The following is a 14,755-nucleotide window of genomic DNA, read 5'->3' on the forward strand; positions in this document are numbered from 1 at the left end:
GGATGCCGGCAATCACAACCAGGATCTTTTTAACCACCCTCCCCTATTTGCCGCTCTGGCTGATGCTCACCCTTTTGGTGAACTCTTTCCAGACGAAGGGATCGCTGTTCGGGGTGCCGAACGGGAGGTAGGTCAGTTTCACTTCCACATCGAGGTCGTAGGCGGACGGTTTCTCGACCGTCTTGCCGTTCACTTCAACCTCTTCGAGCGGATAGAAGATTTCGAAGCGCTCCTTCACGAGTTTCCCCGGCGGGAGGCCGGTATCCTCGATGAGACCGCTCTTCTCGTAGGGGCCGCGCCCCATCCTGTCGCCGCGCGCCAGCTGCTGCGGGACCGGCATGTAGATCTTTTCCTGATTGAACACTTCCTTGCCGTCTTTCGTCTTACCGATTACCGACAGAACCAGTCGGTTGGGGGTCGGTCAGCCGTCGGGTATGGAGTGGCCGGCCTTGTTCACCATCTCGACCTTCACGACGGCCCTCGGCCTGATCTTCGCGCCGTCGCGCCAGTAGTAGCCGAACGCCTCGGCCTTGAACTCCACCGCCTTGTCGGTCATGGCGGCATCACGGTACCCCTGGATGTTGTGCCCGAGCTTGGAGTTCTTCATGTGGCAATCCTGGCAGTTTTCCTGCCCGACCTCCGCCTTGTAGGCCCAGAGGTAGCTGCCGTAAGAGGTGCAGCACTGGGTCGGCTCGTCGAGCTCGAGGTTCGGCCCGAGACCGTGGCACTGGCCGCACTGGATCGCCTGGTCCATGATGGGCGAAACCGCCATCTTCGGAAACTTCTGCGAGTCGTGCGCCCCTTCCTTGGAGCCGTACACCACACCAGCCTTCGGATAGCCGTCCTGCCACTTGTGGGTGATGGCGTTACGGTTGTGACAGATAAGACAGTTGATGGAGACGCTTTTCAGCTTTTCCTCCAGTTTCTTGGCAGTCTCCTTGTCTTTCTTCTTGAGGGCGTCCTTCCAGCCGTAAAGGGTGTCGACCAGCTCCTGCGCCACCGAGTCCTCGGCGTCGGCAAGCTGCGGGAGGTGGCACTTGGCGCACCCCATCAGGTGCTCGACCTTCACGTCCTTCCTGCTTTTTACCCCGGAATAAGGTTCCTCCATGAGGCCGTTCTCGATGGTGGTCATTATGGTCATCGCCGTGCGCGCCGTACCGAAGACGGAGCGCGAGTGAATTGATTTCTGAGCCTGGTCGTGCTGCTCCTGGTGGCACTCAACGCAGGAACTCGAGTCGTACATCTTGGCCAGCTCGGCCATGGTCTTAGCCTTGCCCGATTTGGCAGCTATGGTGTCCTGCCAGCCGATCCCCGCCTTCCCAGCGAACGCCGGCACCGCCAGCACTCCGAGGAGCAGGGCAGCCGCCAGGCTTCCTTGCACTGTCAGTCTGTTCATGATTTCCTCTGTGGTTTCCGGTTAACGATACATGGGGGCGCCCCGCCTGGGCGGGGCACCCCTCCCACATCAGCAGCCCTGCAGCTCGTCACCCTCGCACTCGGAGAGGGAGATGGGGGAGTCGACCTTGATCTTCTCCGCCTTGGCCTTACCGAACTTCAGCGTCACCTCGTTACCCTGGACGGCAAGCACCTTCGGGTTTCCCCCAAGCGAGTTCACCATGGCCCCCTTTTTCACGAAGGCAGGAGGAGCGGCTTCGAGGGTCACCGTTACCTGCTCACCTTCCACCTTGGTTACTTTCCCTTTGGCAGGACCGGCCGCGAAGGCCGTCGCAGCAAGGGCGATCGTCATCACGGCCGCAGCCGCGATCTTCATAGCTTTACGAAACATCTTCATCCTCCTTTGTAGTTTCCTTGATTAAGCCCCTCTCTGAAGGAGAAGGGGCTATCAGGTTGCGGCTTTGCGGGGTTAGAAGATGACCTGCAGCTGGGTCACGTAGGTCATGAAATCCTCGGTCTTGTCGGTCGAAGTCCCGGTCCCTTTGTTGAAGGAAGTGGAGTTCGCCTCGAAGGTGAGCTTCAGGTTCTGGTCGCGCAGGTAGTAGTTCACACCGCCGCCGTACCAGTCGATTTTCTGGTTGTAGATGCCGTTCAGGTTGGCGAACTTCCACTTCTCATAGCGCACGAAGAACTGCAGCGGCATATTGGGAAGCATGTAGCCCCCCTTGAAGTAGTAGCCGTTCTTCTGACCGTTGATCCCGACCACGTCCGCGTCCGGGTTGTCCCCCAGGTACGCGTCGTCCAGATCGATCTTCTCGTAGGCACCGGAAGCGGTGAAGGTGCCGAGCCCTTCCACAGGGTACTCGAAGAAGCCGTCGAAGGTGTACGCCTTGTAATCCTTCGCGTCGGTCTTAAGGAGCGTGTTGCCATAGGCGACGTCGGGCTCGAACTGGTAGGCGGCGCCGATGGTAGCGACCTTCTTCTTGCCTAAGTAGGTTCCCTTGTAGCCGTAGTCATTTTCCGGGTCGAGCAGCGTCACGTGGGCGCGTGCTGAGTAGCGGAACTTGGAGCCTGGCGTAGTGTCGCCGGAGAGGGCCTTGCGTCCTTCCATGGCGTCCAGGCGGTACTGGAACATGTCGTTGAAGAGGTTACCCCAGACGGCGACACCGGTATCACGGGTCGTGGTGAAGGGGGCACGGATGAAGAGCGAGCGGTCCAGGGTGAGCGGCATCTCGCACGCCTCAAGGTTCTCACGGGAGAGGTTGTACTTGAACTTGCCGACGTTGACCCGGAAGGCGTTGTCGAGCTTGAAGCGCACCACCGCATCCAGGAGCTGGAAGTTCGAACCCTGGTTCTCGGCGGCGACATCCAGCGGCGTCAGGTTCTGATCATCGGTGTACTCGGTCTGCACGTAGATCGACATCATGTCGCCGTACTTGCCCATGAGGGCGAGACGGTTGCGGCGGAAGTTGAAGTTCGCCGTGGTGTCATCGTTGTTGTCGCCCGAGCCGGTGTCGCGGAAGGTCATCTGGAACTGTCCCTTATAGTCCAGCTGCAGCGCCCCTTCGTCGTTAGGGCCAAAGGTCATTCTCGGGCCGGCGAAGGCGGTGCCGGCCATCAGTACGGTACCCAGGGTCAGGACGGAGAGGGTCGGTATCTTGAGCATTTTCAGCATAAGTTCACTCCTTTTCGTTGTAGGTCAGCCCCCGCAAGGGCGCGAAGCGTGTCCCGGCTAGCAACCGCCGCCACCGGCGGAGCCGCCGCCGCTCGTGCCGCTTACTGCGCTGCGGTACGCCTTGTCCTCGGTCTCGATCTGGTTTCCTTCCGCAAAGGAAGGCTCGACACCGTAGACACGCGAGGCGTAGTTGACGATGGTGCGCTGGGCGAGGTTGGTGGCGCTGACCGTACGGCTCACGTTCCAGGTGAGGTTGTCCATGAGAGAGGTGGTGTCCCAGATGGAACCGACCGCCAGCTTGCCGCCTGCGTTGACCGTAGCGCCGGTGGTATCGAGCGCGGTGTGATCCGAGCTTGCCAGGAGGTTCCACTGCCCGAGCGAGCCGTCGTACCACTTCACGTCCACGGTGGGGTCGTCGTAGTAGGCGATGCCGTCGAGCGCGAAGAAGCCGACCGAGGCGTAGTTGCCTGCGCGGCAGAAGGAGATGAAGGTCTTGGTGGCGTTGCGGGTGTCGTCACCCATCGGGGTGGTGCCGTCGGTGCCGAGCGCAGCGCTCAGATCTGCCTTGATCGTGGCAGCATCCTTGAAGTAGAGGGTGGAAGCCGGCGAGGTCATGCTGGTGGCCACGTAGGAGTATGACCCCTTGATGGCGCCGTCGAACGGGGTGTAACCGGTTGCGAGCAGGTCGGTGGTCGAGGAGATATTGGAAGCACCGCGCACGGTGTCGACCAGGGTCACCTTGTCGAGGTTGCCCGCCTTGATCTTAGTCACGTAGGCGATCATCTCCGGAAGCGAGACGCGCATCTCCGTGTTGACGTTGCTCTTCCCGTTCTGGGCCACACCGTAGGTGGACTTTTTGACGGTCGGCGCCACGGTGGTCAGGTCGTAGGCGAGGTCCCAGGCTGCGTTGCCGCCGTTTAGCACCTTGAGGCGGTTTTTCGGGAAGCCCCAGTAGCGGAAGGTCGTGTAAGCGCGCGTCACGTTGACAAAGCCGGCAGAATTCGCGCTGGTAAGGACGATGGTGGTGTTCTGGTCGATGCCTGCGTTCTGGACGATGGCATCGATGGTGGCACCGTTGCAGACCATGCTGCCGGTGACGCTGAAGGGACCTTCAGGGCGCGTGTTATCCATGAAGGCGCCCGAGCCGCCGGAGATCAGCTGCGCTCCCGGGATGTGCCCCACCGTGTTGTACTTGTTGGAGCCGTCGGTTTCGTTCGCGTTGACGTCGAGGATGACCACGCGGTCGTATCCCCCCTGCTTGTTGACCAGACCGGCATCCATCCAGCCTTTCAGTTCGGCCGCCGTGACGAGAGCGCTCGTAGTCTTAGTCGTCACCGCCTTCTCGACCGGGGTATCGTAGGTGGTCGACCCGCAGCCCCAGATGGTGAGGACCGTGAGGGCAATGCTAAGCAGCCCCACCAGCATCAGTTTGCTTTTCTTCATCATCTTTTCCGACATACAACCTCCTTTGGCTGGTTAGTTTGCAATACAACAACGCTTAGTATCTACCAATCCTCCTTTCTACATAGTTAGCTCGCACATATATTTTCACCGACTAAATTAAAATATTTTTTTGGGTTGTCAAGAATGTGACTTCCTGACATGGAGGGCCACTGAGATTGGAACACAAGGAGGCTCAAGCTCTGAAAGAGAAGTGGCAACAGCTGTGACAAGTCTTGTATTGGCATGATACTTAAGGAAATTTCCTTCATACAACAATTTGACACGCTGAATAGTCGCAATGGATTCCTCTTTCGGAGGCTGGGGTGAATTACTCAAGTGAAAGATACTCATAGCGCCATGCGCAACACGCATGGTAATTAACACACACCAACATTATCGCGTTGAACCGGACTGTCACAGGGAGGCTCCATGGGCGGCAAACCATGCAACCTATGATTTTTAAATCATATGTTTCAGCTAATCCATTTCGTTGTTGCAATGTATAAATGTTTTTTGCAATATGCACAAACGACATATTCTCACACAGTCTATGCGTTTTTCGCATAGCACACGGTACGCGAGTCTTACATGGATTTCGTCACTCTAAAAACCCTCATCGCGTCAGTTGAGTGCGGCAGCTTTTCCAAAGCGGCCGAGATTCTCTGTGTGACGCAGTCAGCGGTATCAAGAAGGATCAAGCTCCTCGAGGACCACTATGAGCAGTTGCTCCTGGACCGGTCCGGAATGTCGTTGCGCCCTACCGCGGCCGGGCAGTTGCTCCTTGACAGGGCCCGCCAGGTCCTGAAGATCGAACAGGACTTCCTGCACGACCTCGAGGTTCTTGCCAGCAAGCGGAAGATCTCCTTCTGCTGTACGCCCCCCTTCGGCATGTCGTACCTTCCCGACGTTTTCACCCGCTTCATGTCCCGTAACTCCGGCACCAGCGACCTGAGCTTCGTGTTCGATATGCCGGAGGGTGCGCTCAAAGGGTTGAGGGGAAACGTCTACGACCTGGTGCTGATCGAGTTCTGCGAGGACCTGAACCTCGACGACTTCGACACCTACGTTCTTCCAGACGACGAGATGGTCTTCGTGAGCGCCCCCGGATTCGGCATAGAGGACAAGGTGGTGGGAATTGAGAGGGTCTTGAGCGAACGGCTTTACTGCAAGAAGAGCGGCTGCTGCGCACGCCGCTTCCTTGAAAAGAGTATGACCGACCTCGGCAGGGATGCCGCTGAATTCAACAACACGATATTTTTCGACGATATTCCCTTCATCATCAGGGCGGTCATGTCAGGAGAGGGCATCACTTTCATCTCGCGCAGCCTGGTGGCCGAGCACCTCGCCAACGGCTCCCTCATCAGTCACCACGTCGAAGGATTCGCGGCAGCGCGCCCACGACGCCTGGTCTTGCAGAAAAACAAGAACCTCGACCCGTCCATGTTCGACCTGATCGCGGGTATCTTCCTCAGGTTCTCCATCACCCCTCCCGCGTCCCTCTTCATCCGTTAGAATCCACACGCCATAGGGGCTCCGCCGTTCCCCTTTCCGCGAGCCCCCATATTTCCTTTCTTCGTTTCTGCTCCACTTGCCTCCCGCGTCAAAAGCACCTCCCGCTCCTTCCCTTCAAACGAAACGATGGTAGCATATTAAACTTCGTTAATACCACCTACCCTCGGCTCACATTGGTACGGGCGGTGCCGACGGGCGCGGGTTTCCATCTCTTTACAAGGGGGACTGTTCACATGAGCGGATCCAGGAAAACGATGGACGGCAACACGGCTGCGGCGCACGTCGCCTACGCGCTGAGCGAGACGGCGGCGATCTACCCCATCACCCCTTCCTCGACGATGGGGGAAGTGGCCGACGAATGGGCCGCGCAGGGGCGCAAGAACATCTTCGGGCAGGTGCTGAACATCAAGGAGCTGCAGTCCGAGGCGGGTGCCGCCGGGGCCGTACACGGCTCGCTCGTGGCGGGGGCCCTCACCACCACCTTCACTGCCTCCCAGGGGCTTTTGCTCATGCTCCCCAACATGTACAAGATCGCGGGCGAGCAGCTCCCCGGCGTGTTTCACGTCTCGGCACGCGCCATCGCAACGCATGCCCTCTCCATCTTCGGCGACCACCAAGATGTCATGGCGGCCCGGCCGACCGGCTTCGCCATGCTCTGCTCCTCCTCGGTGCAGGAGGTGATGGACCTGGCCCTCGTGGCTCATTTGGCGGCCCTGGAGGGGAGCATCCCCTTCCTGCACTTCTTCGATGGCTTCCGGACCTCGCACGAGGTGCAGAAGATCGAGGTGATCCCCTACGATGAGATGGCGCGCCTGGTGAACTACGAAAAGCTCGCCAGCTTCCGCAGGAAGGCGATGAACCCCGAGCATCCTGACCTGCGCGGCACGGCGCAAAACCCCGACATCTACTTCCAGGGACGCGAGCGGGCGAACCCCTTCTACCAGGCCTTCCCCGAGATCGTCACCGCCACCATGGAACGGGTCGGCGTACTCACCGGGCGCCATTACCGGCTCTTCGACTACGTGGGGCACGCCGAGGCGGACAGGATCGTCATCACCATGGGTTCTTCCTGCGAGTGCGCCGAGGAGGTGGTGCGCCACCTGAACGGCTCGGGGGAAAGGGTGGGGCTTGTTAAAGTACGCCTGTACCGCCCCTTCGACGCCGGGGCCCTGCTGGGCGTCATCCCTGAGACCGCTCAAAAGATCACCGTGCTCGACCGCACCAAGGAGCCCGGCGCCCAGGGGGACCCGCTCTACCAGGATGTCTGCACCGCATTCATGGAGCGCGGCGGAAGCGTTCCCGAACTCTACGCCGGGCGCTACGGCCTGGGCTCGAAGGAGTTTCGCCCGGTGCACGTGAAGAGCGTCTTCGACAACATGAACGGCAACCCCGGCAAGCGCCATTTCACCGTCGGCATCGAAGACGACGTGACCGGCAGCTCGCTTCCGGCGCAGGGGACCCTCTTAACGACGCCCGAGGGGACCATCCAGTGCCGTTTCTGGGGGATGGGGGCGGACGGCACCGTCGGGGCGAACAAGGCGGCGATAAAGATCATCGGCGACAACACCGACCTCTACGTCCAGGCCTACTTCTCCTACGATTCGAAGAAATCCGGGGGGATCACCGTCTCGCACCTGCGCTTCGGCGAAAGCCCGATCCAGTCCACCTATCTCGTCGACGCGGCCGACTTCATCTCCTGCCAAAAGGCGCCTTACGTGCAGATATACGACCTTTTGGAGGGGATCAAAGAGGGTGGGACCTTCCTCCTGAACTCACCGTGGAACACGGCCGAGGCGATGGAAGAGCACCTGCCGGCGACGATGCGCCGGGCCATCGCGGCGAAGAAGATCCGTTTCTACAACGTCGATGCGATCAGCATCGCGCAGTCGGCAGGGCTTGGCGGGCGCATCAACATGATCATGCAGACCGCCTTCTTCAAGCTCTCCGGGGTGCTTCCCTTCGAGCGGGCCGTGGAACTTCTGAAGGACTCGATCCGCAAGGAGTACGGCAGGAAGGGAGAGCAGGTGGTGGAGATGAACCTCGCCGCGGTGGATCTGGCGGTGCAAAGCCTCGTGGAGATCGGTTATCCTGAATCCTGGCGCGACGCCGACGACGAGCGCGGCACCGACTTCCGGCTGCATCAAGAGATGCCCGGCTACATGCGCGACATGGTCTTCCCGATCCTGCGCCAGAAGGGGGACGAGCTGCCGGTCTCCTCGTTCGCGCCGGACGGCGTCTTCCCCTTCTCCACCGCGCGCTACGAAAAGCGGGGCGTCGCGATCAACGTACCGGAGTGGATCAAGGAGAACTGCATCCAGTGCAACCAGTGCTCCTACATCTGCCCGCACGCAACGATCCGCCCCTTCCTCGCCACCGACGAGGAGATGGCGGGGGCGCCGGAAAGCTACGAGACGATTCCCGCCCAGGCCCGCGAGGTGAAGGGGCACCGCTTCCGCATCCAGGTCTACACCATGGACTGCATGGGGTGCGGCAACTGCGCCGACATCTGCCCGGCCAAGGTCCCGGCCCTCGTCATGAAACCGATCGACACCCAGTCCGCGGTGCAGGAGGAGAACCGCAAGTTCGCCGAGACCCACGCGCCGAAGGGGCACCTGGTGAAGCGCAATACGGTGATCGGAAGCCAGTTCCAAAAACCGCATCTCGAGTTCTCCGGGGCCTGCTCCGGCTGCGGCGAGACGCCGTACGCAAGGATCATCACCCAGCTCTTCGGCGAACGGATGATGATCGCCAACGCAACCGGCTGCAGCTCGATCTGGGGCGCCTCGGCGCCGGTTTCCCCTTACTGCGCCAACGCCGACGGGCACGGGCCGGCCTGGAACAACTCGCTTTTCGAGGACGCCGCCGAGTTCGGCTTCGGCTACCACATGGCGGTCACGCAGAGAAGGGAACTTCTGGCCGACCAGGTGCGCCACGCCGTGCAGAGCCTTCCGGAAGGGGAGTTGAGAAGCGAGCTCGACGCTTGGCTTTCCGGGATGATGGATCCCGAGCTCTCGCGGCGCCACGGCGACCGGCTGAGGGAGCTTTTGCCGAAAGCCGGCAACAACGAGCTTTTGCAGCAGATCGCCGGTTGCGCAGATCTCTTCACCAAGAAGTCGATCTGGATCTACGGCGGTGACGGCTGGGCCTACGACATAGGTTTTGGCGGCCTGGACCACGTAATCGCCGCGGGGGAGGACGTGAACCTCCTCGTTATGGACACGGAGCTCTACTCGAACACCGGGGGGCAGTGCTCCAAGGCGACCCAGTTAGGCGCCATCGCGCGCTTCGCCGCCGCAGGAAAGCGGACCTCGAAGAAGGACCTCGGGCGCATGGCGATGACCTACGGCTACGTCTACGTCGCCTCGGTCGCCATCGGGGCCGACAAGAACCAGACCATGAGGGCGATCGCCGAGGCGGAGGCGTACCCGGGGCCGTCGCTCATCATCGCCTACTCAACCTGCATCAACCAGGGGATCAGGAAGGGGATGGGTAAATCGATCGAGGAGAGCCAGCTGGCGGTCAAATCCGGCTACTGGCCGCTTTACCGCTACAACCCGCTGTTGAAGCGGGAAGGGAAGAACCCGTTCATACTGGAGTCGAAGAAGCCGGACGGCTCGCTCGCCGAGTTCCTCTCCGGCGAGGTCCGTTTCCAGGCCCTCGAGAAGCAGAACCCGGAGGTGGCGAAGATGTTGCGCGAGCAGATGGAACAGGAGGCGCTGGAGCGCTTCCGCACCCTGCGCGACATGGCCGACTGGCAGCCTACCAAGGGGGATGTGCCGAAGGACGGGGGGAGAAACCGCGACCACGTCCCGGCCGCCGCTGGCGCCGTCGAGGAGCCGTCACCGGTCTGCGTGAGTGCCACCAGCGACCCGCGCTACAGCCGCCCCGGTGAACCCGAGGAGGAATGCGACGACGGCCGTGCTGGGATCGACAAGAAGATAGAGGAGTGAGGAAAACCAGGAATCCCGTCCTGCAAAGAGTGCTTAGGGGACAAAAGCAAATCCCCCCTGTCCCCCCTTCGCAAAGGGGGGGACGTGAGGGGACCTGCGACGCTTCGTGGCCACGGTTTTCCGGTGCTCCCAGGAACTTACTGAAAGAGAGGCGGGCTTTAGACTACGGCAACATCCTGGCTGGAGGTCGCCGGTTGGCGCGCATCGGCCCTCTCGCGCACCAAGGCGCTTGCCGCGAAGAGTCCTGCTGCAGCCAAGCCGATCCAGCCCGCGGCGTAGAAGACGGAAGTAAGCCCGAAACGACTCTGCAGCCATCCCCCGAAGAGCGGCCCCACCAGGAAACCTAAGTTCAACGCCGAATTGAAGACCCCGACGGCAAGACCCGTCCCGTGACGCTCCCCCTGCTCAAGGAGAAGGGCGGTGCTGGCAGGCTGCGAAAGTACGCTGCATAGCCCGATCCCGCCGCCCAGCACGAGTACCTGCTGGAACCCCTGAGCCACGGGTATCAGGAAGTAGAGAAGCGACACCGAGATCCCACCCAGGAGCACCAGGGATTTCCGCGAGTGGCAGTCGGAGAGCCTGCCGACCGGACGCAGAAGCGTCGTGATGACAAGCGTGCTTGAGGCGAGCACCAGGCCGGTCTGGGTGCCGGTGAGCCCCAACCGCGCGTTCAGGAGGATGGGAAGAAATCCCGCCAACAGCGAAATCCCGCACCCCCGGCCAAAGATGAAGAACAGGAGCCCACCCATGGTACCGTGGCGCGCCACCTTGAGGGCCGCTGGGAGCGTGAGGCAGACCTTTTCTTGTTTGCACGAGGTTCTTTCGCCCGAGTGGGCAGGGATGCTCCGCAGCGCGACGGCGAGTGAGAGGAGGCATAAAGAGGCAAGGCTTGCGAAGATGCCGTAAAAGCCCCAGAAGTCGTGCAGTACCCCACCCAGGACCGGCCCGACGCCGATGGCAAGATAGAAAGAGATGTCGAAGGTCCCGACCGCCCGCCCCTCCCCGTTGGTGCCGCTCGCCGCACCGACGAGGGAGAGCATCACCGGCCGGAACATCGCGCAGGCCACCCCCTGGACCAGGCGCAGCGCCATGATGAGGGTGAGGTCGGAACTGAAGAGGTAACCAAGGGAAACGAGAAGATAGAGGGTAAGACTGAAGGTCACCGCGCCCCTAGCGCCGAAGCGATCGACGCAGGCACCCATCACCGGGCTGAAGAGGATCTTCGAGAGGGAGAAAAGGAGCAGCGGCAGCCCGAGCAGGATGCCGCGCCCACCGAGGCTGAAGAGGTAGGTGGAGAAGAAGGCGTCGGCGATCCCGAAGCCCAGGCTCGTTGCGAAGTTGATCAGAAACAGCGACTTGAAAAGTTTTCCGTTCTTCATGCCGGGTTCCTTGCGGGCTCGCCCTTTCGGCTGTTTCTGCCTGCGCCGGAGGCGTAGGCCATGCTTCAGAGCTGAGCGCCCCGCGTCTTTCCCGACGCGGGGCGCTCGTTTTGTTCCAGGTGCAGCCTTACTTCGCGTCCTTCACGAAACGCGCCGCGTTGGCGCCGGCGATCCGGCCGAAGACGACCGTGTCGGTGATGGCGTTGCCGCCCAGACGGTTCCAGCCATGCACCCCGCCGGTGACTTCGCCGGCCGCGTAGAAGCCGGTCATCGCTTTGCCGTCCTTACCGATGACCTGTGCCTCGGTGTTGATCTTCACGCCACCCATGGTGTGATGGCGCCCCGGTTTCACCCAGATGGAGTAGTACTTCGGCCCGTTCACCGGCCTCGGGATGTCCTGGCGCTGGAACTCGGGGTCTTTCTTGGCCGCGAAGGCCTTGTTGTAGCTCTCCACGGTGGCGGTCAGCGCATCGGCGGGGACGCCCATCTTGGCGGCAAGCTCGGCCACGCTGTCGGCCTGCTGCACCAGACCGAGCACGATGTAGCCGTCGATCTGGACGTTGCTCTTGCGGATATCCTCGCCCAGCACCAGGAAGGCGGATTTTTCAGGCTGGGCCAGGATGGCGGCGGAGGCCTTGTCGCGGGTGGTCAGCTCGTTCACGAAGCGCTTGCCGGCGTGGTTCACCAGGATGGCCCCGCTGCCGCGTACCGTCTCGGAGATGAGGACCTTGGTCTCTCCCCCCATGGTCGGATGGATCTGGATCTGCTCCATGTCGATCACGTTAGCACCGATCTTCTGCGCCAGTGCGACACCCTCGCCGGTAGCGCCCGGCTGGTTCGATGAGGCGGTCTCCTTGAACTGCGGCTTATAGAAGCCGACCAGCTCGTTGTTGGCCGCGAAGCCGCCGGCCGTATCGATCACCGCCTTGGCCTTGATGGTGTAGAGCCCGCTGTGCTTTCCCCTGACCTGGACGCCGGTAACGCGCCCGTTGCCGTCGGAGAGGATCTGCACTACCTCGGAGTTCACCCGGACGTCGAGGTTACGCTTGGCGGCGTTCTCACGGTACACCTTTATGAGATGCGGACCTACCGCCGCGCCGCCTACCGGGCGATGGGTACGGTCCACGGCAACGCCGCCGGAGCGCACCAGGTCGGTCATGTCGGCGCCCAGGGAGACCAGGAAATCGACCGCGTCAGCAGATTTGTACGCCAGCACCTTCACGAGTTCAGGATCGTTCTTGTCCCTCCCCCCCTTCATGGTCTCCTTCACCATATCGGCCGGGTCGTCGTGCATCCCGAGCCTCTCCTGGTAGCGGGTCCTGGCCGCGTTGATCCCGCCGGCCGCCAGCATGCTGTTGCCACCGGTTATGGGCATCTTCTCCAGGAGGATCACCTTCGCCCCCGCGTCATGGGCGGTGATGGAAGCCACGTAGCCCGAACCCCCTGCACCGATCACCACGACATCGGCAGATTCGGTCCGCGCAGACTTCTGATCCTTTGCCCCCTTGGAGGTTTCCTGCACCCACTTCTTGTCGCTCGACTCTTTTTCCGTTCCCATGGCCGGGATCTTCATGGCGAAGCTGTGGCAGTAGTTGCAGTATGCCTTGGAGGCGACATGCCCCTTGTGGCAGGCGGTACAGTTGGTCTCGCCCAGGTGCGATTTGTGCGGGTTGATGTGCTCCTTGGTTTTCGTCGCCAGATCGGCGAAGCCGCCATGGCACCCTTTGCAGTTCTTGTTCAGCGCCGTCTCGTTGTCATCAACCGCGATGGATTTCCCGTGACAATCGGCACAGCTCACGTTGTTCTTCTTGTGCACCCCCGAAAGGAATGCGCTCTTGGAGGAGTCCGCTCCCCAGGCCAGGGAGGCCGCCACCAGCAGGACCGCCGACATCATCAGCGCGAGTATCGTTCTTTTGTTTCTCATTTTTCTCTCCTGTAACTCCGTCGTCCTTGTCATCGCTACCCCTTAGAAGAGGAGCTGTACCTGTGCGCGCGCCACGAGGTCGTCGGTCTTATCCTTGTAGGTGTGGCGGTTGCCGACGTCGCCCTGGATCTTCAGGTTGTTGCCGTAGAGGAAATAGTTCACCGCCCCCTGGATTTCAGAGATGGAATCGTTGGAAATCGCGCGGTTCGGGTCCATCCAGGCGTAGCGCAGCGCAAGCTCAAGACGCTTCGGGATCACGAAGTAACCGGCCTGCAGGTACCCGCCCCTGGCGATCAGCTCCTTGTCCGAGATGTCGCCCTCCGCTTTGCCCCAGAAGTACTCGCCCTGCATCGAGGCGCCCAGCCATTTGAACGCGAAGTCCGCTTCCCAGGAGTCGACGCTGATCTCTTCGGCAGCCGCAGTTCCGAAGTATTTCCCCTTCACCGCTTTGCCGAGCCAGCCGTTGGTGTCGGTCACGAAGTTCGAGTTGTTGTTGTCGATGGCCGAGGTCGCCGTGGTGCCGGTGCCGGAAACGGTCTTCCTCAAGGTGTTCAGGTAGTAGCTGCTCCCAAGCGATACCAGGGGTTTCTCGGAATACTCGAGGTCACCCTCGCCGTACTTCATGTCGCCCAGGGGATTGACCGCCACCCTGAAGTTGTACGCGTTGTCGTTGGTCTTGTTCTTCGTGTTCTGGCCGGCGCCTCCGAAAAGGCCCGCGTCGTACTTCACTACGCCGGACCAGAGGTCGCCGTGCAGGTTGATGCCGGTGTCGTACCCCTGCATGAAGGCGTTCCGCACGAAGGAGCCGTCCACGAACTGCTGGGCGGTGTTGGAGGTGATCCACTGCCTCGAATACTGGATCTTCTCCTGTCCCAGCATGATCTGCAGCTCGTCGGCAACGCGGTACTTCAGGTTCACCTCTTCCATCGCCTTGGTGTTCTCCTTCACCACGTTGGCCCAGTTGTAGGTCGCCTTGTAGGTGAGGTCCTTGGTGAACGCGTAACCGCTGAGAAGGGTCTTCACGCGCCGCAGGTTGAACTGGCTCACGTCCTGTTTGCTGGCCAGGTCATAGTCGTCGAACTCGTACTGCGCCTGAATCTGCCCGCCGATCTGCAACTGGAACTTCTGGTCCGGCGAGGTGAGGACGAACCCTTTGCCGAGCTTGTAGTCATAAGGCTTGGCTTTGGACGCTTCCTTGAACTCCGCCTCAGTGATGACACCTTTCTCCTTCAGAATGTCTTCAAGGCTCTTCGCCTGGACATCATGTCCCACAGCCATCACCGCCAGAAAACCTGCCAATACCACCGCCGTCTGCTGTTTCATGATCCTCTCCTTCAGAGTGTTAGGGCTCAGGGCCCCATGATTGCTTTTGGCTTTAATAAGAGCAGGATCGATACCAAATGTTGGCAAAGGGGATAAGTTGTCTGATTTGCTGGGTTATTTGACGCAAACTGCCGAAACGAAGGAGTGAATCGCT

9 protein-coding genes are annotated in these 14,755 nt (G+C 60.9%); 2 read left to right on the top strand and 7 right to left on the bottom strand.

Annotation, left to right across the window (positions count from 1 at the left end; translation table 11 throughout):
- Window positions 1-43: 43 nt before the first annotated feature.
- From extKL to extH, 4 genes are all read right to left on the bottom strand, one after another.
- The gene (extKL, locus tag E4633_RS03935; protein WP_281276728.1) at window positions 44-1,396 is read right to left on the bottom strand and encodes a multiheme c-type cytochrome (seleno)protein ExtKL; all 1,353 of its coding nucleotides are present in this window, start codon (window positions 1,394-1,396) and stop codon (window positions 44-46) included.
- Window positions 1,397-1,465: 69 nt separating this feature from the next.
- A complete protein-coding gene (extJ, locus tag E4633_RS03940) occupies window positions 1,466-1,786 on the bottom strand; it encodes a selenite/tellurite reduction operon protein ExtJ (protein ID WP_135868949.1) in 321 nt (106 codons plus the stop codon).
- Between the two features lie 78 nt (window positions 1,787-1,864).
- The gene (extI, locus tag E4633_RS03945) at window positions 1,865-3,070 is read right to left on the bottom strand and encodes a selenite/tellurite reduction operon porin ExtI (protein WP_135868950.1); all 1,206 of its coding nucleotides are present in this window, start codon (window positions 3,068-3,070) and stop codon (window positions 1,865-1,867) included.
- A gap of 57 nt (window positions 3,071-3,127) precedes the next feature.
- Window positions 3,128-4,528, bottom strand: coding sequence for a selenite/tellurite reduction operon rhodanese-like protein ExtH (gene extH / locus E4633_RS03950; protein ID WP_135868951.1), 1,401 nt, complete (start codon window positions 4,526-4,528; stop codon window positions 3,128-3,130).
- Window positions 4,529-5,101: 573 nt separating this feature from the next.
- Here extH and E4633_RS03955 point away from each other — a divergent pair.
- Entirely contained in the window at window positions 5,102-6,025 is a 924-nt protein-coding gene (locus E4633_RS03955) for a LysR family transcriptional regulator (protein WP_135868952.1), read from the top strand.
- Between the two features lie 233 nt (window positions 6,026-6,258).
- A complete protein-coding gene (gene nifJ / locus E4633_RS03960) occupies window positions 6,259-9,975 on the top strand; it encodes a pyruvate:ferredoxin (flavodoxin) oxidoreductase (protein WP_135868953.1) in 3,717 nt (1,238 codons plus the stop codon).
- 158 nt (window positions 9,976-10,133) lie between these two features.
- Here the strand turns inward: nifJ and E4633_RS03965 are convergent, their stop codons facing one another.
- The 3 genes from E4633_RS03965 to E4633_RS03975 all read right to left on the bottom strand — a co-directional run bounded on the left by E4633_RS03965 (window position 10,134) and on the right by E4633_RS03975 (window position 14,601).
- On the bottom strand, window positions 10,134-11,354 hold the full coding sequence (locus tag E4633_RS03965; protein ID WP_135868954.1) for an MFS transporter: 1,221 nt from the start codon (window positions 11,352-11,354) through the stop codon (window positions 10,134-10,136).
- Between the two features lie 127 nt (window positions 11,355-11,481).
- Complete coding sequence (locus E4633_RS03970) at window positions 11,482-13,278, bottom strand: flavocytochrome c (RefSeq protein ID WP_135868955.1); 1,797 nt, start codon at window positions 13,276-13,278, stop codon at window positions 11,482-11,484.
- A gap of 42 nt (window positions 13,279-13,320) precedes the next feature.
- Entirely contained in the window at window positions 13,321-14,601 is a 1,281-nt protein-coding gene (locus E4633_RS03975) for a porin (RefSeq protein WP_135868956.1), read from the bottom strand.
- Window positions 14,602-14,755 lie beyond the last annotated feature (154 nt).

It is taken from the genome of Geomonas terrae, assembly GCF_004791675.1.
GTDB lineage: Bacteria > Desulfobacterota > Desulfuromonadia > Geobacterales > Geobacteraceae > Geomonas > Geomonas edaphica.

Excerpts from the sequence above, each read along its gene's own strand:
- extJ (WP_135868949.1), bottom strand. The coding sequence starts at position 1,786 with ATGTTTCGTAAAGCTATGAAGATCGCGGCTGCGGCCGTGATGACGATC.
- extI (WP_135868950.1), bottom strand. The coding sequence starts at position 3,070 with ATGCTGAAAATGCTCAAGATACCGACCCTCTCCGTCCTGACCCTGGGT.
- extH (WP_135868951.1), bottom strand. The coding sequence starts at position 4,528 with ATGTCGGAAAAGATGATGAAGAAAAGCAAACTGATGCTGGTGGGGCTG.
- E4633_RS03955 (WP_135868952.1), top strand. The coding sequence starts at position 5,102 with ATGGATTTCGTCACTCTAAAAACCCTCATCGCGTCAGTTGAGTGCGGC.
- nifJ (WP_135868953.1), top strand. The coding sequence starts at position 6,259 with ATGAGCGGATCCAGGAAAACGATGGACGGCAACACGGCTGCGGCGCAC.
- E4633_RS03965 (WP_135868954.1), bottom strand. The coding sequence starts at position 11,354 with ATGAAGAACGGAAAACTTTTCAAGTCGCTGTTTCTGATCAACTTCGCA.
- E4633_RS03970 (WP_135868955.1), bottom strand. The coding sequence starts at position 13,278 with ATGAGAAACAAAAGAACGATACTCGCGCTGATGATGTCGGCGGTCCTG.
- E4633_RS03975 (WP_135868956.1), bottom strand. The coding sequence starts at position 14,601 with ATGAAACAGCAGACGGCGGTGGTATTGGCAGGTTTTCTGGCGGTGATG.